The organism is Paenibacillus barengoltzii G22 (assembly GCF_000403375.2).
Classification (GTDB): Bacteria; Bacillota; Bacilli; order Paenibacillales; family Paenibacillaceae; genus Fontibacillus; species Fontibacillus barengoltzii.
On record NZ_KE159654.1, the window covers coordinates 166,123 to 188,515 of the forward strand.

The following is a 22,393-nucleotide window of genomic DNA, read 5'->3' on the forward strand; positions in this document are numbered from 1 at the left end:
CGCCGAAATGTTGGGCCTTGATTTGGTCTGTCCATCTTTTTTGCAGTGCATTCGGGCATGTCTACCTCGTTGGTTGGACATGCTCTTTTATTTTTGAACTAAAGCTCGGTTTACAGGGAGGAGAAGTGTGTTATGGCATGGGTAAGCCAGACGTATACCGGCCGGGACACCTTGCTGGATGAAGTGATTCGAATGGGCGAGGAAATCGTCCAGAGCCGCAATCTTGAGGTGCTGCGTGAGAACGCCAATTTAAACGGAGAGAGCTTCTCCGGCAAGATGAGCAAATTCGGCAGCGAGTATTCCAAATGGTATGCAAGTCATTTCGTACTGCCAACTCGCTTGGTCCAGGCGATTCAGGATAATATCGTGTATGTTCACGACTTGGATCAGTATGCTCTTGGCACAACGAACTGTATCTTTATCCCGTTTGACAAGCTGCTGCGCAGAGGCTTCAACACCGGCAACGGCAGCGTACGCCCGCCAACTTCGATCATGACGGCGATGGCGCTGGTAGCGATCATTTTCCAATCCCAGCAAAACTCCCAATACGGCGGCGTGTCCGCCAATAAGCTGGACTTTGATCTCGCTCCGTACGTAGCCAAATCGTTCGCCAAATACTTCCGCAAAGGGCTGGATTATTTCGAGGAGGGCAACGCGAACGCTGATTTTGGTGATATCACCATGAGCCGCAGCGATCTGAAGAAGCAATATCCTAAGGCATTTAGCTATGCGCTCAAGGAAACCAAAAGTGAGACGTTCCAGGCAGCCGAAAGCCTGATCCATAATCTGAACACGATGTCGAGCCGGGCCGGCGGGCAAATCCCGTTCACCAGCATCAATTACGGCACATGCACCTCACCGGAAGGACAGTTGGTCATCGACTCCCTGCTTACGGCCACGATACGCGGGCTCGGTCATGGGGAAACGCCGATTTTCCCGATTCAGATTTTTAAATGTAAACAAGGCGTCAACCAGAATCCGGGAGAACCTAACTATTCCCTGTTCCTGAAAGCGGCGGAATGCTCGGCCAAACGGCTTTATCCCAACTTCGCCAACCTGGATGCTCCGCTGAATCTGATGTACTACGATCCAACGGATCCGGATACGGAATTTGCGACAATGGGCTGCCGCACCCGGGTGCTGGCGGATCGGTTCGGACGCAATCACCTGTCTGGCAAAGGCAATCTTTCCTTTAATACGCTGAACCTGGTCAAGCTCGGCTTGAAGCATGGCATTGCGTTGGGACACCGCCAAGAACCCGACGAGCGCGCCTTCTACCGCGATCTGACTCACTATATGAATATCGCCCTTGAGGGATTGCTGCATCGCTTCTCGATTCAGGCTTCCCAGAAAGCCAAAGCTTCCGATTTCATGATGCGGGAAGGCGTCTGGGAAGGCGGTGAACAACTGGCACCGGACGATCAGGTCGGCGAATTGCTGAAGCACGGCAGCTTGTCCATCGGGTTCATCGGGTTGGCCGAATGCATGAAGGCGATGTACGGGAGGCACCACGGTGAGGATGAAGCCGTGTATCAGAAAGCTTACGACCTGATCGCATACATGCGCGACTATTGCGACGGCCAAAGTGAAATTCACAATCTGAATATCACGCTGTTTGCGACCCCGGCAGAAGGGCTGTCCGGCAAGTTCACCAAACGCGATCGCGCGGTCTACGGCTCGCTGCCCGGGATTTTGGACCGCGAGTATTACACGAATTCGTTCCATATCCCGGTCTACTACAACATCAGTGCGGCACGAAAAATCGAGCTGGAAGCCAAATTCCACGGGCTGTGCAACGCCGGAGCGATCTCTTATATCGAGCTCAACGGCAATGCCCGCAACAATCCGGAAGCATTCGTCAAAATCGTGCAATACGCTCTGCAGCAGCAGGTCAGCTATTTTAGCATTAATCATCCCATCGACCGCTGCTCGGCCTGCGGCTTTGAAGGGATCATTGGGGCAAGCTGCCCTTCCTGCGGCAGCCATGAGAACGAAGTGCATATTCGCCGATTGCGCCGGGTGACCGGCTATCTGACCGGCGATTATCAGACACGGTTCAACCCCGCCAAACAAGCGGAGGTTCGTGACCGGGTGAAACACGACGCATGAACATTTGCGGCTATTATCCGGAGTCCATTAATGAAGGACCCGGCATGAGGGCAGCGATCTTCATCAGCGGATGCCGCCATTATTGCAAGGGCTGCTTCAGTCCGAAAACCTGGAGCTTCGATTACGGGGAACCGTTCACGTTGGAGCGGGAAGCGGAAATCATTCATGACATTAAACATAATCCGTTGCTCAGCGGGCTTACGATCCTTGGCGGTGACCCTTTTTTCTCCGCCGCCGAAGTGTGCGGCTTTATTGATCGGCTAGTGGCGGAAGCCGGGCCCCGATCCATCTGGATTTATACCGGTTATACGTTGGAAGAATTAATCGAACACCCCGGCTCCCCGGAATATGAACTGCTGCGGCGCTGCGAGGTGCTGGTTGACGGAAGGTTCGTGGAAGAGCTTCGCGACCCTTCCCTGCTCTACCGGGGCAGCTCCAATCAACGGCTGATCGATATTCAACCCAGCCTGCAGCAAGGACAAGCCGTGTTGTGGGAGCCTAGGTTCACTTTTTAAACGGATTGATCTTATTCCTTCTGAGCGCAACTTGATTGCGCCCCTTTTTCAGCAAATATCTGCAATTTGAATATTCAAGATTCGGGGTAACGCCCCCCATCTGCAGTATTGATCCTACCTTAATATATGGAAAGTGAGGATTTATCTCATGCCTACTCTAGTGACAAAACCAAATAACCGACAGCTTGCGTTTGACAGCGCACGCCTTGGCGTCTATGCTGACCGGATTTTGCAAGGATTACATAACGTCAATAAAGAGCGCCTGCTGCGCGGCGTCCATGCGAAGCTCCGCCGGGATGTGGTGACCGGGGAAGAAATCAGTAATGCGTTCACGATGTCCGCGCTGGAGCTGGTCAGCAAAGATGAGCCGGATTGGAAATATGCAGCGGCTCGCTCCCTGCTTACCTCTCTGTATAAGAAAGCAGCGGTTCATCGTCGCTACAAAGCCTATCCAGAGCAACCTTACGGGTCGTTCTATCACCTCATCACCGAGCTATGCCAGCTCGGTATTTACCGCGAAGAGCTGCTGGAGTGCTATACGAAAGAGCAAATTGAAGAGCTGGGCCGCACGATAGACCCATCCTGCGATCTGCTGTTCGACTACATCGGTCTGTTGACGTTAACGGAGCGTTACCTGGCGACCGACTTCGACGGACGGACAATGGAACTTCCGCAGGAGCGTTATATGGTCATCGCCATGTACCTGATGCATAAAGAGCCGGAAGAGAAGCGTCTGGAGCTGGTGAAGGAAGCGTATTGGGCGATGAGCAACCTGTATATGACCGCGGCAACCCCAACGATGTCCAATGCCGGTAAAAAAGTAGCCGGCCAGCTCTCCAGCTGCTTTATTGATACCGTTGACGATTCCCTTGAGGGCATCTTCGACTCCAATACCGACGTTGCCCGCTTGAGCAAAATGGGCGGCGGCATCGGCGTTTACCTCGGCAAGGTCCGCGCGCGCGGCTCGGACATTCGCGGCCACAAGAACACCAGCTCCGGCGTAATCCCTTGGATTCGCCAGCTGAACAACACCGCCGTCAGCGTCGACCAGCTGGGAACTCGTAAAGGTGCGATTGCGGTTTATCTGGATGTTTTTCACAAAGATATTCTCGCCTTCCTCGACTTGAAGCTGAACAACGGTGACGAGCGGATGCGCGCGCATGACGTCTTCCACGGCGTATGCTTGCCTGATCTGTTTATGGAGGCGGTGGAGGCCCGCGGGGAATGGCATCTGTTCTGCCCGCACGAAGTGAAGAAGACGATGGGCTGGAAGGATGAGAACGGGCGTGCGTTGGGGCTGGAGGATTTCTATGACGAGGAGCTTGGGAAAGGCAGCTTCCGTGAAAAATACGCCGAAGCCGTGGCCCACCCTACTCTGTCACGCATCACGATGCCAGCGATTGATATCATGAAGCGCATCATGAAATCGCAGCTTGAGACCGGCACACCGTACATGTTCTACCGCGATACGGTAAACCGGGCGAACCCGAACCGCGCGCATGGGATGATTTACTCGTCAAATCTGTGTACGGAGATTATGCAAAATCAATCGCCAACTGTCGTCGAGCAAGAGGAACTGGTGACGAAGGACGGACAAACACGGATCGTCGTGTCCAAAATCCCGGGCGACTTCGTCGTCTGCAACCTGAACTCCATCCACCTGGCCCGCGCAGTACCGGCCGGCGTACTGGAGCGGTTAGTACCGATTCAGACGCGGATGCTTGATAACGTTATCGACATCAACAATATTGAAGTGCTGCAAGCGCAGTATACGAACAGCCAGTATCGGGCGATCGGGCTCGGCACGTTTGGCCTGCACCATCTGCTCGCGCTCGAAGGCATCCGCTGGGAATCCCAGGAGGCCGTGGAATACAATGACGCGCTGTATGAAAAGATCAACTACCTCCTGATCCAATCCAGCATGGAGCTGGCTAAGGAAAAAGGCAAATATCCGAAATTTTCCGGCTCCGATTGGGAAACCGGGCAATACTTCGTATCCCGCGGTTACGTGGACGGCTCCCGCGAAGGCAAATACGTGACGACCGAGCAATGGCGCGAGCTGCAGAAGGAAGTGCGTGAGAACGGCGTTCGCAACGCCTGGATGTTCGCCATCGCCCCTAACGGTTCAACCTCGATTATCGCCGGCTCCACCGCCAGCATCGATCCGTTGTACGAGCTGCTCTCGTATGAAGAGAAGACGACGTACAAAATCGCCAATCCGGCACCGGACCTGTCCGAAAAAACGATCTGGTACTACAAGACCGCGTTCCTGATCGATCAGCATTGGTCGATCGAAATGGCCGGTGCGCGCCAGCGCCACGTCGACCAAGGCCAAAGCTTCAACCTGTACGTGCGGCCGGACATCCGGGCCACTGACTTCCTTGACCTGCATCTGCATGCTTGGAAGGCCGGGTTGAAGTCGACGTATTATGTGCGGAGCCGGGCGTTGACGATTGAGGAGTGTGAGAGCTGCGCCTCATGAGGTACTCAACCCTCCCCACCCCTCCCTTACCGTAAGGGAGGGCGCCCGAGGGCCTGCTGCCCTCTGGTCTCCCGCAAAGGGGAAGAACGTGGGAGAGCAAGAGGCGCTCCTGCGCGCTCTCCCCTATCGGGGATTCGCTGAGGTTGGCTCGTGGAACGCTTTTCCCCCTTCGGGTACGTCTTACTTTGGGCGCTCCCGAGTGACCTGGAAAACCGTGCTGCTCAGGACTGCTGCTGTCGGCGCACCCGGGCGGCATATGTGCAGTGAGCCGCTTGTCGCCCTTCGGGCCCGCTCTACTGCAGTGCTCCTGCGGGGCGGGGACTGCGACTGCGGCGGACATGGTGCTGCTCCGTGCGTAACCGTCGTTGTCCCCTTCGGGGATGCACTTACTTTTTAGTGCATAACGAGAAAGCATCCGGGGCGCTTTAGGCGGAACTTCGTGCTGGGAGGCGTTGTCCCTTCGGGATGCACTTACCTTTGGCGCAAGACGAAGGAGCAGCAAAGGCGCTTTGAGCGTAACTGCGTGCTTGGAGACGCTATCCCCTGCGGGGATGCGCTCACGTTTTGAACATATATACATGCGGGTATGGGCCAGAGGGTGAAATGATTCTAGAGAAACGCCGGCGGCCTGATCCCGCACCCCCATCCCATGTACAACTTACTCAACAAAAATTAAGGAGCGAAAATCCCATGCAACTTCAAACGATTTTTAATACCGAAGCCCCCAACAAATCTACGCGCATCATCGGCGGCGAATGCTCAGGCATCCTGAACTGGAACGACATCCGCATGCCGCATATGTACAAGCTGTACAAGGTGCTCCTGCTCAACCACTGGATCGCTGACGAGATCCCGATGGCCAAAGACGCACAGCAATTCGCCCTGCTCGATCCGGAAGAGCAACGTACCTTCAAGATCAACATCTCGCTCTTGGCGGTGCTCGACTCGATGCAGACGATGTTTGTCGGCGACGTCAAACGCTACTTCACCGACTCCTCGTTGGAGGCGATCTCGGCGATCATCGGGCAGCAGGAAGTCGTACATAACCAATCCTACTCCTACGTGCTGTCCTCGATCGTGTCGGAGCAGGAGCAGAAAGAAATTTTCGAGTATTGGAAGCACGATCCAGTGCTGCTGGACCGCAACAAATTTATCGCGAACATCTATCAGAACTTCCGTGACGAACCTACGCCGCAATCGTTTTTTGAAGCGCTGGTAGCGGATCTTATTCTGGAGGGCATCTTCTTCTATAGTACGTTCGCATTCTTCTACAATCTGGCGCGGGACCAGAAAATGATGGGCACCAGCCAAATGATCTCGTACATCCAACGGGATGAGAACCAGCACTGCTACTTCTTCGCCGAAGTGTTCAAACAACTGCTGATCGATTATCCGGAACTCAACACGAAGGAAAATATCGATTACGCCTATCGCACAATCGACAAGGCGGTCGAACTAGAGACGAACTGGGCGCACTATACCTTAAAAAATGTCCCTGGCATCGACTTAAACGAATTGTCCGATTACATTAAGTACATCGCGAACAAACGGCTGACGTTGATGGGGCTGGACAAAGCCTATGAAGGTGTGGATATCAACTGCATGCCGTGGATCAAGCCGTTCTCCGATGAAGCGCTGAACGCGACGAAAACGGACTTCTTCGAAGCGAAATCTCGCAACTATGGCAAGGTCGGCGACGACAACGGGTTCGATGACCTGTAATTCCTTGCTCTGCTTAAGTGAAACGGATCTATGGCTCTTCCGCATCGGCTACGGAGGAGCTTTTTTTTGCAGAAAAGTTTGTCTATTTAAATTCGGTTTAAAAAAGCAGGATATGCTATAATCATTACCATCCTAAACCATCGGCCTAGTGCCCGAAACACATTCGGAAGGACGTTGCATGCATGGATTTGCTGATTACGGTTATCTTGCTGCTCATCTGTCTAGTGGTATCCAACATTATCAGCCACTACATCCCAATGATCCCAACTGCACTGACTCAAATCGCCCTTGGGATCCTCATTGCATTAGCCTACAATGAGTTCTCGCTCGAACTTGAAACGGAATGGTTCTTGCTGCTCTTCGTAGCGCCTCTGTTGTATAACGACGGAAGGTACTTCCCCCGTGACCAGTTATGGAATATGCGCGGAGCGATTCTGGGGAATGCCATCATCCTCGTCGTATTAACTACGTTGGGAGGCGGTTACCTCATTCATGCCGTCATTCCTGACATTCCGCTCGCTGCCGCGTTTGCGCTGGCGGCGATCCTCTCCCCTACCGATCCAGTGGCGGTCAACGGGATTGCCAAGCGGATTCATATCCCGGAGAAGGTGCTGAATCTGGTCCGGGGTGAATCGTTGATCAATGATGCCTCCGGCCTGGTCGCTTTTAACTACGCGGTTGCGGCGGTTGTGACAGGTTATTTTTCCCTGAAAGAAGCGTTGTTTGACTTCTCCTATATGTTCGTGGTCGGGGCTTTGCTTGGTTTCGTGCTCAGCTTGGCGATGGCCTGGATCCGGTTCTCCCTGCTCAAACAAGGGATTAAGGATACGACGCTGCACTCGCTGCTGCAAATTCTCACACCGTTCCTGATCTTCATCGTGACGGAGGAATTCCTGCATGCTTCCGGCGTTATTGCCGTTGTTGTCGGCGGGATCGTGCATTCGCTGATGCGGGAGCGGACGGAAACGATGCTGGCCGAGGAGCAATTGTTAACGGAAAATATTTGGTCGACCCTGCTGTTCATCCTGAACGGGGTTGTCTTCCTGCTGCTCGGTCTCAACATCCCTTCGTCCATTCAGGATACGGTCGCTAACCCGAATATTAACAATGTGCTGGCGATTGGGTACGTGCTCATTGTTGGGGTTGGCATCTTGGGGATTCGCTTTATCTGGTCGCATCTATTTGCCATTCATGATTACAAGAAAGGCAAAGGGGATAAACCTACAGCGAAGTCCAGCCTGATGCTGACCTTGACCGGGGTTCGCGGCGCGGTTACGATGGCGGGGGTCCTGTCTATCCCTTATGTCGTAGCCAGCGGCGGTCCGTTCCCGGAACGGTCGTTGATTCTGTTCTTGGCCGCGGGCGTGATCTTGTTTACGTTGATCGCAGCCACGATCTTTTTGCCGATGCTTAGCAAAGGGGGAGCACCCGGCGAAGAAGACAGCCCGTTCCTCGATTACAACGAAGCTCGGACCCGCGTGTTGCGCGTGGCGCTGAACAAGATCAAAGAGGTCATGGACGACGACAACAAAGTCGCAGCCTACCAGCTTATGGACGAGTATAGCCGGCTGCTGAAGCCCGCGTTGGATCAATGGGGCGCTCGGCGGCTTGACCGACCCGAGATGCTCGGAAAAATTACCGAACTGCACCGGGCCGCACTTAGGGTAGAACGCAACTACATCCAACAAGCCGTCCAGGAAGGCAGCATCGATAAAGAGATGTATGAAACCTTCGAGAAGGCTTTGGATCACCGGGAAGAGAAGCTGTCGCAAAGCGGAAGCTCCCGCTTCTTCTTCCTGGTCGGTACGACCGTCCGGGATTTCCGCCGCGCAAGACGGAAATACAAAGATGACAACTTGAAGGCCGTAGGGCGGGACATTCACCTGAAGGCCTTGCAAGCAGCACTCGAATATTTACAGGGGTTGAAAAAGGGAGACGATTCCGACAACATCGTTCAATATGTCATCCTGGATTACAAGCGTGCCATCGCACGTCTGAAAGGTTCCGCAAGTCCCTTCAACGAGAAGACGGAAGCGCAGAAGGAAGAACTGCGGCTGATCGTAATGGATGCCGAACGCGCAGAAATCAACCGGATGTTCGAAAACGGCGACATCAGCCGAGAGCAAGCCCGGGAGCTGCGCAGAACGATCAACCAAATCGAGGGCATCACCCTCTTCGAGCACGAGGAATAGCCAAAAACACCTCCACAAATGTGGAGGTGTTTTTGGATGCTGTCGCATCGGCTCGCCCCGCCGACCGCCTTAGCGCTTGCCCAGCCAGACGGCGGCGTTCAGAGCGCCAACCCGCAGCGCCGCCCAGGGCAATGACAAGCCGTCCGGGTGCCGGAGGCGCACCGTCCGACTCTCGCCCGGCAGCAGGTCGAAGTAGTTGTCGCTGTAGCGGACCCCGCCCAGCGGCAGCTCCAGCTTGACCAGCCGGGCGGCCGTCCCGCCGGAGGCGGTGACCGTGACGGTCTGCTCCGCTTCGTCCACCTGCACGTCCAGTTCAGCCGCTGGCAAGCGCAGCTCCTTCGGATCGCGCAGGTAATAGCGGTTCACCGGCGCGCTGAACCCCGCAGCGCTCAGCTCCACCAGCACCTCTTCCGGCGCCAACCCCGCCAGCGCCTCGGCCTCTTCCAAGCGCCCAAGCCGCACCGCGGTTTGCGGCGGCACCACAGCCGGAAGCGTAAACTGACGAATCCCCCCGTCTCTCGTACCTTCCGCCGTTTTGGCCGCACCCCCTTGCTGAACCAAAGGATGAACCGTTACAATCATGGTTCCCTCCAGCCGCTCCAGCGTATCGTTCACGACCCACACGTGCAGCGGCTCGCCCGGTTCATGCTCCAGCGACAAGAGCACCGGATGAAAAAACGTCTTCCCATAATAATACGAAGCTTTCGGCAACAGCTCGTAATCAATCATCGACCAGCTCGTCCCCGGCCAGCTGTCGTTGAGCTGCCACACCAGTGCACCACTGTTCCGGTGACGATGCCGACGATAATGTTCGATCCCGTATTTCAGCCCCTCGGCCTGCGTTAACATGGAGAAATTCATGTACTCCTCGATATCCCGCGGAATTCCGGTATAGCCCTCCATGAGCAAAATCCCTTTACGATGATTCGTATCCTTATTCCGGTACGCCATCTCGGCGCTTCCCCAAGTAAACTGTCCCTCTGGGATGTTCTTCTCCAGCGTATACCGGTTTGCGGAAGCGTGCATGCCAAACTCGCTGCTGAATAAGGCAAAGTCTTGTTTGAAATTTTTGAAAGTGACCCCTTGGATGCTGTAATCCAATAGCGGCTTCTCGCCCTGCATACGCGGATACACCGACCCGTGCCATACCTGCCAGTTATGACGGTCCCCCTGATTCGGATCATTGGCATCATACCCATCCTGCGCCCCGTACGGCGACGAAGGCCAATACGGTCGATACGGATCCAACTCAGCCAGCAAGCCGGGAATCAGTTCATGATAAATCGATTCTCCATAAAAATCCCCGGTAATCTCCCCGCCCGCCGACTTCATGTCATACAGCCAATCGATTTCGTTATTGCCGCACCAGAGCGCCAGCGAAGCCCGATTCCGCAACCGCTTGACGTTATCGATAATTTCCTGGCGCACATTGTCCATAAAGTCATGGTTGAAGTCCGGGAACAACGCATTGGCAAAAGCGAAATCCTGCCATACCAGCACCCCGCGCCGGTCGCACTCCTCGTAAAAAATCTCTTTCTCATAAATGCCGCCCGCCCATACGCGCAGCATGTTCATATGCCCTTCCACCGCCAGTTCAATTAACCCGCGGTACGTCGACTCCGGAATCGATCCGATCAGATGATCTGCCGGAATCCAATTCGCTCCTTTGGCATAAACCTTAATGCCATTAAGGATAAAGGCAAATGACGGACTGCCGTCCGGTTGCTCAAGCGATAATTCCAACGTCCGTATACCAAAGGGCTGCTCGTAACGGTCAACCTCTTCATCCCCGGCCAGCAGCGTCACTTCCAGCGTGTACAAATAAGGCTCGCCCAAGTCATGCGTCCACCACCGCCGCGGCTTGGTGACGCGTAGTTCGGCCGATGCGGCCCCTTTGGTGCGGATTGCATTCGGGAAAGCTTGTCTTAACGCGGCTTGTCCACCTATAAGGGGCTGCTCTGCATCCAGCATCGAAAGTGTGGCCGACGCAACCTCCTCGCCTTCCGCATCCAGCAAGCGGAGGGCAGCAACCGCCGCCGTCCCGGAGCGATAAGCCTCCACTTCGGCGCTGATCTGAATCACCGCCTCCTCTGCCGTCGCAGAGATCGTCGCGGCATATACGCTTGTCAGCTTCGCCAATCTGCGACGCTCCAGTCGAACCGGTCCCCAGATTCCAGTCGTGACGATGCGCGGCCCCCAATCCCAGCCAAAATTCATCGCCGCCTTGCGAATCCATGGCCGCTCCTTCGTATACGAGGACCATTCGAGCTGCTCTTTGTCCCGATGATGCAAATACAGCGGATCAAAACGAACGGCAATCGTATTCCGCCCCTCACGGACGATCCGCGTGACATCAAACGTGTAGCAGCGGAACATGTTGGACGCTGAACCGATCTCATGTCCGTTAACAAAAACAGACGCATACGTGTCCAGTCCTTCAAAGACAAGCTCGATTCGCTCCGTTTCCCCCGGCAGGGCCTCCAGCTCAAACGTCGTGCGGTACCACCACTCCTTCCGCTCGATCCAGCGGCATTTCGCATCGTTGTGCCCGTAATACGGGGAATCGATCAAACCACGGGCGAGCAGCGTTGAGTGTACGTCGCTCGGGACGTGGGTCTCCACCCAGAAGCGGTCGTCCAGACCGGGAGCGGCCAGTTCCAGGGGCGGCTTCTCTCCAACCTCAAAATGCTGCAGCTTCCATGGTCCCGATAGGATCATAAATCGTCCCTCTTTTCCTGATGAAATGGTGTATCAAAAAATATCCCTTCCGTACTGCTAAGCTTGCCGAATCGTCCCGCCCGGCGTTTCCTCGCGGAATTCGCTTGGCGTCTTGCCGGTATACTTCTTAAACAGCCGGCTGAAATATTTCACGTCCTCGTATCCGGTGAGTCCGGCGATTTCACTTACCTTCGCTGGCGATACCGCCAGCAGCTCCATGGCCCGGCGCATCCGCAAGGCCGTAACGTAATCGTTAAAAGTGCTGCCGGTTTCTTTTTTGAACAGCTCGCTGAGATGGCCGGGATGCAGGTGCACATAAGCTGCAACCTGCTGCAAGCTTAACTCCTCCGCCGGGCAAGACTCCATATAGGCTTTGGCCCGCTGCACATGGGAAGCCTGCCCCTCGCCCAAATGACCATGGTACAAGCTCATGACGGCGTGCAAATGGCGGAACAGCTCATCCTTCAGCTTCGCACCTCCGTTGTGCTGCTGTTGCCAAGGTGTGAAGCGCGCGGCCCCTTCCTTCCCTAACGCCCGGAGGGTACGCTCCAGCCAGCGGTGTGCGGCAACGGCGGCGGACTGCAGGCAGGCTTGATACGATTCCGGCGTGCATTCCGGATCTGCGGTGAGCTCGTCAGCCAGCCGATGTGTCCACGCGCGCAACGCCATCCGATCCTGCTCTAGTAAGATCGAGCCAAGCTCATTCTCCTCTTCTTGCGTGATGACCGTCTTCCCGCCTTTCCGGTCCGCGAACGCCTGGTAATCCAGCAGCTTCGCGCCGGGCAGCAGATCATGATAAGCCAAAGCCGCCTGGGCAGTCACATAACTATGATGCACTTGATCCTGCTCTTCCACAGGTACGCCGACAGCCAAGCGCAGCTGGCAGTTCAGCAAGTTTTCGATCCGCTCCAGCATCCCCTTAAACCGCTGTTCACTGGATAGCGGAAAACTCTGCTCAGGCGCCGTCACACAAACGATCTGCCCTTGATGGATCAACACCGCCGCGCCTGGCAGCAGATCTTCCAGCATATTTTGGACGGCAAACCGCAGAAGCGAGCCGGTCTCCTCCTCCTGCCCCCAGCCGCCGGCGGTTAGAATCAGCACTTGCCGGTACTCCGAATGCCCGAAGGTCTTCAGCTGCTGACTTGAATCTGAGGGCTCAGGAACCCCGGGAGCCGCTCCCGTCTCACCCTCGATCACCCATTTATACAACTGCCGTTGCCGTTCTTCCCGTGCCTGCCGATGGGCGCGGGAATCCTCAGCCCGGCGCTCCAATAACCGCTGCTTGGCTTTGAGCACGGTCCGGATGATTTCCTCCGGTTTGCTCGTTTTTAACAGGTAATCGCTAACGCCTTGGCGAATCGCCTGTTGGGCATAAGCAAAATCTCCATATCCGGACAAAATGATCACTTCCAGCCCAGGCAACCGTCTCACTGCTTCTTCCGCCAGCTCTAGGCCGGTTAACCCATTCATCCGGATGTCAGTAATTAAAATATCCGGACGTTCCCCCTCCAGCCGCTCAAGCGCCTCCTCTGCAGAAGCAGCCGGCTGGAGTAAATGGAGTCCGAGCTCGCTCCAGGAGATGACGCTGGCCAGCCCAGTCCGGATAATCACCTCGTCATCTACAATTAATACATTCATGGCGATTCCTCCATGATCGGAATGGAAAATGAAACCTGCGTGCCCTCGCCTTCCCGGCTGTCGATCGAGAGCCCCGCTTCCTGTCCGTAGTGCAAGAGCAGCCGCTCGTTGACGTTACGCAGCCCGTATCCGGCCGACCATCCTGCAGGTGTGGTCGCTGCTGATGACGCAGTTACCCGAGTTGCCGAGGTCGAGGCTGCAGTTCCGGTTAAAGCAACTGGAACAGGGGTTGGGGCATCCGTAACCGTCATTGCCGCCGTCTCCGCCAAGGCCGTTCCTGATATCCCGGGCCGCCCGTTCTCCTCCCCGTGAGCGGCGGGCAGCAGCAACGATTGGCGTACCTCCTCCAAGCGCTCGGCGTTCATGCCAAGCCCGTCGTCCATGACCGTTACGCGCATGCGTCTTCCCTCCGGCTGGATGAAGATGGTGATGGTACCGATTCCTTCGCGTTTTTGGATCCCATGGATCAAGGCATTTTCCACCAAAGGCTGCAGCAGCAGCTTCAGCATCCACTTGTCGTTCAGCGTCTCATCTACGAAATACTCGACCGTAAATTTATCGGGGAAGCGGATCGATTGGACGCGCACATAATTTCGGATATGGGCCACCTCCTGCTCAACCGGGCAGTAATCTTTGCCTTGATTAAGACTGATCCGCAAGAAGTCGCTTAACCCTTCAACCATATCGGCGATCCGCCGCTCTCCTGACATCAGGGCAATCCAATGGATCGATGACAACGTATTGTATAAAAAATGCGGATTGATCTGCGCCTGTAAGGCCCGTAAATCAGCCTCTTTCTTGCGGGCTTCGCCGCGGATGACTTCCCGCTTCAATTGTTCGATATGCGCGCCAAGCATGTTGTAGCTGTGGCCCAACCGCCCGATCTCATCATCCGAGGTCGCCGGAAAACGCGGCAAAGGCCGCTCCGGATCGATCCGCGACAAATGACGGGTTAACACGCGCAGCGGCCGGGTAATCCGGCGAACGGTAAACCAGATGAGCAGCGTGCACACGAGCACCGACACGCCTACGACCTCGGCGGTTAACGTGAGAATATAGCGGTTCTCCGCCCGGTATTGGTCGTAAGGAACGCTGCCCACCAGCATCCAGCCGGTTAACGGCTCATGACGGTACAGCACGGTCGACTTTCCGTCCCCTTCGCCGAAGATTACGCTGCCGCTGATGTTCATACTGGCAGAGAGCGGTTCGCTCCCGATATCTTCTCCTTCCGGGATGCGCCTTGGCAGCAAGGCGAACAGACCGGGCACATACTCATCCAGCGGCCGGCCCAGCCTGGATCTGTCGGCAGAGGACAGAATCGTCCCGTCTCCCCCAACCAGCTCCACCTTGCCCATCCCTTGACCAAACTCCGGTGATTCCAGATTACGGGCTAACTCCCGTTCATCCAGGCTGATCGCCAGCCAACCCAAGCGGCGAAAATCGTAGATGCTGCGGATGGGGCGAAACAAGGTGATCACCTGCTCCATCCCAGCGTAGTCGCGAATTTCGTACACGCTGGACCACGTTTTTCTCCCGCTGGCAATCGCCTTCGCCGCCTCCTCGGGAAGCTCATTTTCATACCAGGTGGCCGTGGACAGCCGCGCGTCGAATCGTTCGGGATAGATCACGATATTCGCGATATAAGGCTTGGAGGCCGCCAAATTGGTCATGCGCCCGACCAGCTCCGTCCGCTTCGCTTCGTCGTCCTCCGGGCCCGCCAGATAGGCCTGCAGATCCCGTTCCCCAATTAAGAAAATCGATAATGTCTCGATATCCTCCAACATAAAGCGCAAATTGGCGTCCATTTGCTTCAGCATGTCACTGCCGGTCAGCTTCGTTTTCTCCTCCGTAATGTTGGAAGAGATCACAAAGGCGAACAGTCCCAAAGCCAGCATCGGCACGATCATGGACCCTGCAACCACCACCGACAGCTTGCGCTGAAGCGACGTAGTCAACCATTTATGCAACATCTTGCGCTCCCCCTTTGCCCCGGTGTAGGATGTTCCTCCCTTATCCTTTCACCGCGCCGGCCGTCATCCCCTTCATCATTTGTTCTTGGAACAGCAAATAGAGGACGATCGTAGGGATCACCGACAACGTCATACCGGCGAGCGACAAGCCATAATCCGTCTGATAACCGTCAGCGAAGTTGGCGATGGCCAGCGGCAACGTTTTGAGCGCCGTCTTGTTGATGAACACCAGCGCAAAGGAGAAGTCGTTCCAGGAATGCAGGAAGCTTAGAATCGTCACCGTCGCCAACGCCGGAACCGACATCGGCAGCATGATGCGGAAGAATAACCCCCACAATCCAGTCCCATCGATAAACGCTGCCTCCTCCAGATCGCGCGGCACGCTTGTTAAATAGGCCGTCAACACGAATATTGCTGTTGGCAACGCAAAGGCGGTATATGGCAAAATCAGCGCCCAATACGTGTTGAGCAGCGACATCTGCTTCATGAGAATAAACAACGGGACTAACGTACTATGAATCGGAATCAGCATCCCAATCACGAAAAAGGTCAGCACCCCGCCTTTCCAGCGGAACTGGAAGCGAGCGAGAATAAATGAAGTCAGCGCGGCGATAAACAACGTCAGCACCAGCGAGCCGATTGCCACGAGCACCGAATTGCCAAATGCCGTGCCCAGCCGCGAGCTTTCCCAAGCCCGCGTGAAATTGTCAAAGTGCCACACCTGCGGCAATCCAAAGGGCCGGACGTAGAAATCCTCATTCGTCTTAAACGCACTGATCACCAGCCATAAGAACGGGTACAACGTGATCACGCCATAAATCGTCAGCAGCCCCCAAAACAACGTGCGGCCTGTCTTCCGTAACATTCGTCCGCCGCCGCCAACCCCGGCTTTTTTTGCGGACAACGTTGTGGTTGTATTGATGTTCAAGTTCATGGGCTCCTCCTTTCCTTAAGCGGCGTCTTTTTTGCGATTGGTCAGCCACTGGCTGGTTCCGATCAACAACAGACTAATGATCATAATGCTGGTGGAAATTGCGCTCCCGAATCCGTACCGGTAGGTCGAGAACGTAGAGTTATACATATACGTCGCCAGCAACTCCGTCGCATGCGCCGGTCCGCCCTTCGTCATGATGTACACCAGGTCGAAGGACTTCAAGCTGCCCGAAATACATAAAATTACCGCCACCTGCACCGTGTTCTTAATCATCGGCAGCGAGATGGTCAGCAGCTTGCGGGCGCCGGAGACGCCGTCAATTTTGGCCGCATCGTGAATCTCGCCCGGAATGTTCTGGAGCGCCGACATGAAGATGATGAGATACAATCCAACGTAGCTCCAGATCAGCGGGGGCAGCAGTGAATAGATCGCAATATTGCCATCCGAGAGCCAATCCAGTTTCCAACTGGACAATCCTAACGCATCCAGCAGGAAGTTCAGAATCCCAATCTGCGGATGATAAATGTACTGCCAGATCATCCCGATGACCACCGTGGACAACACCATCGGGAGGAATACCGCTGAGCGCAGGAAGCGCTGCAGCAGGTTGCTCTTATGCAGCAGCACGGCCAACACGAGAGCGAGTGGAATTTGTCCGAACACCGAGGCCAGCACGAACACGACGTTATTTTTCAGCGCCCGCCAGAATATGGGGTCCCGCAGGATTTCCGCATAATTGCTGAGTCCGGTGTATTTCGCTTCGCCGATGCCCGACCAGTTGAAGAAGCCGTAGTAAGCCGACCAGATCACCGGCACGAAGACGAACAGCGAGTAGATCACCAGCGCGGGCAGCAGCCCGGTGATGATAAAGCTCTTGCTGCGCAATGCGTTCATGCTTACTCACATCCTTTAAGGGAAAAAAATAATCCCCCTCCCCCTGAGGGGAAGGGGTTCGCTTTAATTGGCGGCTACCGCTGCAGCCTGTGCATCCTGGATTTTGCGCGCAATATCCTCTGCCTTACCGCCCATCAGCAGCTCCTGCAGCCCGTTGTTCACCACTTCAACCGTGGCCGAGCCCAGCTTGGAGTCGTAAACCGGCACAATCTTCACGCGTTGAATCAAATCGTACAGTTCAACAAACAGCGGATGCGCTTTGCTCTTGTCGAGCTCGATATTGTAGCTGACCAAGGTGCTGCTCTCCAAGGTAGCCTTCTGTCCATCAGGACCAGCCAGTGCATAGAACAGCTTCATAGCAGCTTCTTTCCGGGCTCCCGTCAGCTTCTTGCTGACTCCCAGGCCGGTACCCACGACGCCCGAAGTGGTGTCTGGCGCGCCTTTGCCGCCTGGAATCGTCGGAACGATGGTGATATGCGTGTTATCCAGCACTTCCGCCGGTGCATTGTTCACCAGGTTTGCTAATGCCCAACCGCCGTTGACGACCATAGCGGCATTCCCTTGGAAGTACAGCTGCATCATTTGCGTTTCATCGATACTGTTGAAGCCGTCTTGGAACGCCTTGATTTCACCCAGCTTCTGGAATGTAGTCAGCGCTTCGACAAACTCAGGATCCGTAAACTTCGCGCCGTCTTGATCAACTGCCTTCAAGAACCAGTCGGTACCGGTAATCCGGTCTGCCACGGTGCTAAAGAACGTCGACTGTGCAACCCAGTTTGCTTTGTTGCCCAGCGCGATTGGAATGACGCCGTTATCGTTAAACGTTTGGATAGCGGTCTCCAGCTCTTCCCACGTTTCCGGCACTTTGACGTTATATTTCTTAAACAGGGCATCATTGTAGAAAATAAACGAGCTTGGTGCGAGGTTCATCGGTACGGAGTAGATTTTTCCGTCCACGGTGTAACCGTCCAGCGCATTCGGAATGAAGTTGTTCTTCCAATCCGGATTGGCATCCAGCTCATCATTGATGGGCTGCAGCAAATCGCCCTTCACGAACTCCTTCGTCATGGCGTCCGGCCACATAACGAACAGATCCGGCATTTCGTCTGCTGCGGCCACCGTCCGCAGACGCGTCTTCAACCCGTCTGTCGGGAGCCCTTCGTCGATGACTTCAATCTCGGGATGCTCCGCCCGGAAGTCCTCAATGATTTTCCGCATGGCCACTGCTTTCGCGTCTTGGCCTGTCCAGTTATGCCAGATGGAGATGCTGACCTTCTCTCCACCGTTATCTCCGCTGCCGGAAGCTTCATTTCCTCCGCCGCAACCTGCCAGCAATACCATCAGCATGGCGGCGCTGCACAATAATGAGATCCATTTTTTCATCTTGTTTGATTCCCCCCTTGCTTTGATTAAACCCATTGTAATGTTAGCGCTCTCAAAACATAAGGAGAAGAATCGCGGCACCAGGGGTGAAAAATTTCGGCACTCCACACTTATGCACTTAAATGTTAACCCCGTAAAAAAGTTCTCTGATTCCCATGATGTTGAGAAAACCATTGCTTGTCCGCATCGCAAACCGGCTTCAGCGGCCTGCAGACTACCTTGACCGCATCCGGCCTACAATTTCCTCCACGGCTTTATCCAACGTATCGTAATGAAAGGTGAAGCCCGCCCGTTGCAGCCGTTCCGGCAACACCCAGCGGCTCTTCAGCACCAGCTCGGTTTCCGTGCGAATGAGGCGTGCGCCCAGCTCCAATAGCCAGCGCGGAGCGGGCAAGCCGATCGGAACGCCCATCGTCCGGCGCAGGCTGGCCATCAGCTCCCGGTTCGTAACCGGGTTCGGAGCGGATGCGTTAAACACGCCGTCCAGCTCGGGGTGCTCCTGCAGGAACTGGACGATTCGGAACAGGTCCTCCATATGGATCCAGCTAAACTGCTGACGGCCGGATCCTTGAGCTCCGCCCAGCCCAAAGCGCACTAAGTTCCGCAAGGGAGCCATCACCCCGCCGTCGTCCAGCACGATGGCGATCCGCAAGGCGATTTGCCTTGTAGCCGGGAGATTAAAGGCAAAAAAAGCCTCCTCCCACGCCTTCGCGACGTCGACCGAAAAGCCGGTGCCAATTTCCCCGCCCTGCTCCGTCATCGGGCGATCTTCCGCATGCCGGTAAATTGTAGCCGTACTGGAGTTCATCCATAATGCCGGCGGACGATGGCAGGCCAGGACGCACTCCCCCAGCTGACGTGTCGTTTCCGTCCGGGAATTCAAGATCTGGCGCCGGTTCTCCGGCGTATAGCGGCAATTCACCGACCGGCCAGCCAAATTAAGCAGCAGGTCCGCCCCTTCCAACGCCTCCACAATAGCGTTTGGGTCCTCCCAGGAGATATGCGGAGCTTGTCTGGAAATGATCTTAACGTCCGCTCCCCGTTCCTGAAACCGCCGCGCAAACGCCTGCCCGACAAACCCTGTTCCCCCGGCCAATACCACCTTTGGCATGCGATCCTCTCCTTCGCCCAGATATTTGGTTTCATTATATCATGGAGGTGAGGATGAGGTTTCCATCCAAAATTCGCAAAATCGAGCAGAGTTGGGAGATAATCTCTCTAACTGCAGATAAGTCCAGCGGTATGATGTCAAGCTGTTGATTTAATCGAATTGGAAATTTCCCGTGCCTGTTGAGCGCGGAGTCACGAAAAAAGGGCGCATCAAACCAAACCCAGCCAAAAACCATGTCAGATACCAGATTTTTACTGGGAATTCGTGAAGGACTAAGGCAAAGGAGGCGTTAATCCTTGGCGCTATTCACCTTCCTTCGAGGCGTGTAGAGTTGGCCGCTGCGTAGCAGCACATCGACCAGACGCACGAGTTTTCTTGCCGTTAAGACGAGGGCGCGTTTGTGTTGATTCTTGGGCACTTCGTGATACTTCTTCCGGTAATATTCACCGAATTCTTCATCGCGCATCCTAACCGAGTTGGCAGCTTCAACGAGGTAGTAGCGCAGGAATCGGTTGCCGGATTTGATGCGGGCGGTGTCCTCCGCCTCGAAGACGCCGGACTGGTGCCTGCGCCACGTCAGACCCGCGTACTTGGCGACGGCGGCTTGATCCTTGAACCGTTCAATATCGCCGAGTTCGCCGAGCAGACCGGCTGCATAGACTTTGCCGATGCCGGGCACTGACAGCAAGCACTGAGCGCCTTGAATGCCGTCGAGGACCCGCTCGATCGCTTTGTCGAGATCCTTGAGCTGCTTCTGGATGCTGCGGATGGATTCGATGGAGGTGCCGAGCACCAGGTCAATCGAATCCTCCACGACCTTGGACAGCCGATAGGAGGCGCGGGCAGCTTGCTGAATGCAGCGGGCGACCCGCTCGGGATCGGGGAAACGATTGCGTCCCTTGTCCCGCAGATAGTCGGCCAGATCGGCCACGTCCATCTCGGCGATGTCATCGAGGCTGAACTTCTCGGAGAGCATCTCCATGAGCGCATGGCCAAACACGGAGCTGTCGACCTCGGTTGTAAACGCATTGCACTTGTAGAACAGGTTCTGCAAGAAGTACTGCTTCTCGCGAGCCAAGTTATGGACCAAGTGGAAACGCATGCGCGTGAGGCGTTGAAGGGCGACATACTGCTCCTGCATGACGATGGTGGTCGTCAGGCGGCCGAAGCGCAGGCGATCCGCAATGACCCAGGCGTCGAGCCGGTCGGTCTTGTCCATATCCGCATAGGCTTCTCTGAACTTGCTGATGAGCTTGGGGTTCAAGGTGAACACCTTGGCCTTGCGCTCTCGAAGCGCTGGATCCTGATGCAGGTACATGGCAGGGTGCCAGCTGTAGACGGAAGTGGCTTCCAAGCCGATGTGAATCTCGGTGACGGCCAACTTGTCCGCTGCAGCGACGATTTGGTCACGCAAATGCGAGGCGCCATTCAAATTGTTTTTGACGGTGAGTGTCTCAAGCTTGTCACCGTCAGCGTTCATGAAACACGCTTCGAGCTCTTGCGAGCTCACGTCAATACCGACAAAAAGCTTCAAGTGAAATTCCTCCTTTCGCTAGGGATTCAGGGAATGGACGCTCCGGGATGCCTCCGGCGCACGCGCAGATCTATCACCCTCGCGTATGAGGACACACTTCGGGCCATGAGCTGCCCCGGATCTGCTAAAACCGGGCATGGGATGCCGAAGGGAACAGCCAGCGGGTAAGAAGCTCAGACGCGTACCGGAGAAACAGACTTAAGGAGTAGACGATGCTACTGGAGGCAGAAGGATTTCCCCGAATGGACCCTACGTTCCATTGTCCAGAGGCATACCGGAAAGTCCAGTCCCTGATGGAATTTTCAAAGAACAAGCTGGAAATTTGGAGGCTGTTTTCCATCCCCCGGGGGGATGGAAATGAACCTAAAAGAGCTTTTTAAAGATACTATACGAGGAGGATGGTGCATGGACAAGTTCGGCATGTACGCCAAATTCAAAGCGCAACCCGGAGCACGCGATTCGTTGGTCGAGATCTTGCTGGAGGCCGCAGCGGGTGCAGGGGCAGAACCAGACTGTGAACTGTATGTAGTCAATGTTTCGGAGACGGAGCCCGAGGCCGTGTGGGTTACCGAAGTCTGGAGCAGCAAGGCAGCCCATGACGCCTCGCTGCAAGATGAAGCCACGCGAGCGATGATTCAACGTGCCATGCCCTTGATCGCCGGCGTGGAATCGATCCTGCTCCGCCCGTTGGCGGGAAAGGCATCAAGTAGTCGGAGGTAGAGGGGTTAAGTCGCACACCTAACTACTCTCTTAGGTGAAATGTAAAAGTACAGTTCATATTCGCTTATTCGGCTCGATTTAGGGTTTTAAATGTAAAAGTGCAGTTTACATCCGATAAAAGCTCCTCTTTCCCCGGATTTGGCCCTGCATGAAATGCACTTTCCCTAAGGCCCCCTAAATAAACTGGAGTCCTCCCCTACAAGGATTTACAATGGAAATAAGGGAGAGGATTCAGTTATGGGAAAAGCCAAAGATGAATTTCGTTTAAAGGTAGTAAGAGAAGCTCTGTCCGGGATTAAGGTGGGGGTGCTTGCCCGGTCGTATGACCTGCACCCAGAAACCATTCGAACCTGGATTCGAGCATACCGAGATCAGATTACAGATGTGGATACATCACTGCCAGACCAACACCTTCAAGAACTCAAACGACTTCAAGAGATTGAAGAAAAATACGAGAAAGCGATGAAA

Annotated in this window: 16 protein-coding genes; 8 read left to right on the plus strand and 8 right to left on the minus strand. The window is 55.1% G+C overall.

Annotation, left to right across the window (positions count from 1 at the left end; all coding sequences use genetic code 11):
- Positions 1-132: 132 nt before the first annotated feature.
- The 6 genes from C812_RS15775 (at position 133) to C812_RS15795 (ending at position 9,020) form a co-directional block, all read left to right on the plus strand.
- Positions 133-2,109, plus strand: a complete 1,977-nt coding sequence (locus C812_RS15775) for an anaerobic ribonucleoside triphosphate reductase (protein ID WP_016313653.1) — start codon at positions 133-135, stop codon at positions 2,107-2,109.
- On the plus strand, positions 2,106-2,624 hold the full coding sequence (gene nrdG, locus C812_RS15780) for an anaerobic ribonucleoside-triphosphate reductase activating protein (protein WP_016313654.1): 519 nt from the start codon (positions 2,106-2,108) through the stop codon (positions 2,622-2,624). Before C812_RS15775 ends, nrdG begins: the two co-directional genes overlap by 4 nt.
- Positions 2,625-2,772: 148 nt before the next feature.
- On the plus strand, positions 2,773-5,106 hold the full coding sequence (locus C812_RS15785) for a ribonucleoside-diphosphate reductase subunit alpha (RefSeq protein WP_016313655.1): 2,334 nt from the start codon (positions 2,773-2,775) through the stop codon (positions 5,104-5,106).
- A gap of 88 nt (positions 5,107-5,194) precedes the next feature.
- Positions 5,195-5,503, plus strand: coding sequence for a hypothetical protein (locus tag C812_RS22340; RefSeq protein WP_157274737.1), 309 nt, complete (start codon positions 5,195-5,197; stop codon positions 5,501-5,503).
- Positions 5,504-5,796: 293 nt separating this feature from the next.
- Positions 5,797-6,828, plus strand: coding sequence for a ribonucleotide-diphosphate reductase subunit beta (locus C812_RS15790; RefSeq protein ID WP_016313657.1), 1,032 nt, complete (start codon positions 5,797-5,799; stop codon positions 6,826-6,828).
- 182 nt (positions 6,829-7,010) lie between these two features.
- Positions 7,011-9,020, plus strand: coding sequence for a Na+/H+ antiporter (locus C812_RS15795; RefSeq protein ID WP_016313658.1), 2,010 nt, complete (start codon positions 7,011-7,013; stop codon positions 9,018-9,020).
- A gap of 69 nt (positions 9,021-9,089) precedes the next feature.
- On the opposite strand, the gene C812_RS15800 is transcribed toward C812_RS15795, so the two are convergent.
- The 8 genes from C812_RS15800 to C812_RS15835 form a co-directional block, all read right to left on the minus strand.
- Positions 9,090-11,738: a beta-mannosidase gene (locus tag C812_RS15800; protein WP_016313659.1), complete on the minus strand. Its 2,649-nt coding sequence runs from the start codon at positions 11,736-11,738 to the stop codon at positions 9,090-9,092.
- Positions 11,739-11,795: 57 nt separating this feature from the next.
- Positions 11,796-13,379 carry a helix-turn-helix domain-containing protein gene (locus tag C812_RS15805; protein ID WP_016313660.1) on the minus strand — a complete coding sequence of 528 codons (1,584 nt, stop codon included), beginning with the start codon at positions 13,377-13,379 and terminating at the stop codon, positions 11,796-11,798.
- The gene (locus C812_RS15810) at positions 13,376-15,349 is read right to left on the minus strand and encodes a sensor histidine kinase (protein WP_016313661.1); all 1,974 of its coding nucleotides are present in this window, start codon (positions 15,347-15,349) and stop codon (positions 13,376-13,378) included. The genes C812_RS15805 and C812_RS15810 overlap by 4 nt, the downstream gene beginning before the upstream one ends.
- Before the next feature lie 40 nt (positions 15,350-15,389).
- Positions 15,390-16,214 (minus strand): carbohydrate ABC transporter permease, encoded by an 825-nt coding sequence (locus tag C812_RS15815; RefSeq protein ID WP_051135010.1) that lies wholly within the window; start codon positions 16,212-16,214, stop codon positions 15,390-15,392.
- An 84-nt stretch (positions 16,215-16,298) separates the two neighbouring features.
- Positions 16,299-17,177, minus strand: a complete 879-nt coding sequence (locus tag C812_RS15820; protein WP_016313663.1) for a carbohydrate ABC transporter permease — start codon at positions 17,175-17,177, stop codon at positions 16,299-16,301.
- Positions 17,178-17,240: 63 nt separating this feature from the next.
- Positions 17,241-18,560: an extracellular solute-binding protein gene (locus C812_RS15825; protein ID WP_016313664.1), complete on the minus strand. Its 1,320-nt coding sequence runs from the start codon at positions 18,558-18,560 to the stop codon at positions 17,241-17,243.
- A gap of 214 nt (positions 18,561-18,774) precedes the next feature.
- Entirely contained in the window at positions 18,775-19,671 is an 897-nt protein-coding gene (locus C812_RS15830; protein ID WP_016313665.1) for a TIGR01777 family oxidoreductase, read from the minus strand.
- A gap of 289 nt (positions 19,672-19,960) precedes the next feature.
- The gene (locus tag C812_RS15835; RefSeq protein ID WP_016310842.1) at positions 19,961-21,205 is read right to left on the minus strand and encodes an IS110 family RNA-guided transposase; all 1,245 of its coding nucleotides are present in this window, start codon (positions 21,203-21,205) and stop codon (positions 19,961-19,963) included.
- Positions 21,206-21,610: 405 nt separating this feature from the next.
- Here C812_RS15835 and C812_RS15840 point away from each other — a divergent pair, with 405 nt between their 5' ends.
- Both C812_RS15840 and C812_RS15845 read left to right on the plus strand, forming a co-directional pair.
- On the plus strand, positions 21,611-21,925 hold the full coding sequence (locus C812_RS15840; RefSeq protein ID WP_016313666.1) for a putative quinol monooxygenase: 315 nt from the start codon (positions 21,611-21,613) through the stop codon (positions 21,923-21,925).
- A gap of 237 nt (positions 21,926-22,162) precedes the next feature.
- The coding region (locus C812_RS15845) for a transposase (protein ID WP_016313667.1) at positions 22,163-22,393 on the plus strand (231 nt) is incomplete at its 3' end.

What these genes read in the sequence shown, in the direction of transcription:
- C812_RS15785 (WP_016313655.1), top strand. Translation starts at nt 2,773, where the DNA reads ATGCCTACTCTAGTGACAAAACCAAATAACCGACAGCTTGCGTTTGAC.
- C812_RS15840 (WP_016313666.1), top strand. Translation starts at nt 21,611, where the DNA reads ATGGACAAGTTCGGCATGTACGCCAAATTCAAAGCGCAACCCGGAGCA.
- C812_RS15825 (WP_016313664.1), bottom strand. Translation starts at nt 18,560, where the DNA reads ATGAAAAAATGGATCTCATTATTGTGCAGCGCCGCCATGCTGATGGTA.
- C812_RS15775 (WP_016313653.1), top strand. Translation starts at nt 133, where the DNA reads ATGGCATGGGTAAGCCAGACGTATACCGGCCGGGACACCTTGCTGGAT.
- C812_RS15815 (WP_051135010.1), bottom strand. Translation starts at nt 16,214, where the DNA reads ATGTTACGGAAGACAGGCCGCACGTTGTTTTGGGGGCTGCTGACGATT.
- C812_RS15810 (WP_016313661.1), bottom strand. Translation starts at nt 15,349, where the DNA reads ATGTTGCATAAATGGTTGACTACGTCGCTTCAGCGCAAGCTGTCGGTG.
- C812_RS15800 (WP_016313659.1), bottom strand. Translation starts at nt 11,738, where the DNA reads ATGATCCTATCGGGACCATGGAAGCTGCAGCATTTTGAGGTTGGAGAG.
- C812_RS15805 (WP_016313660.1), bottom strand. Translation starts at nt 13,379, where the DNA reads ATGAATGTATTAATTGTAGATGACGAGGTGATTATCCGGACTGGGCTG.
- C812_RS15790 (WP_016313657.1), top strand. Translation starts at nt 5,797, where the DNA reads ATGCAACTTCAAACGATTTTTAATACCGAAGCCCCCAACAAATCTACG.
- nrdG (WP_016313654.1), top strand. Translation starts at nt 2,106, where the DNA reads ATGAACATTTGCGGCTATTATCCGGAGTCCATTAATGAAGGACCCGGC.
- C812_RS15830 (WP_016313665.1), bottom strand. Translation starts at nt 19,671, where the DNA reads ATGCCAAAGGTGGTATTGGCCGGGGGAACAGGGTTTGTCGGGCAGGCG.
- C812_RS15820 (WP_016313663.1), bottom strand. Translation starts at nt 17,177, where the DNA reads ATGAACGCATTGCGCAGCAAGAGCTTTATCATCACCGGGCTGCTGCCC.
- C812_RS15795 (WP_016313658.1), top strand. Translation starts at nt 7,011, where the DNA reads ATGGATTTGCTGATTACGGTTATCTTGCTGCTCATCTGTCTAGTGGTA.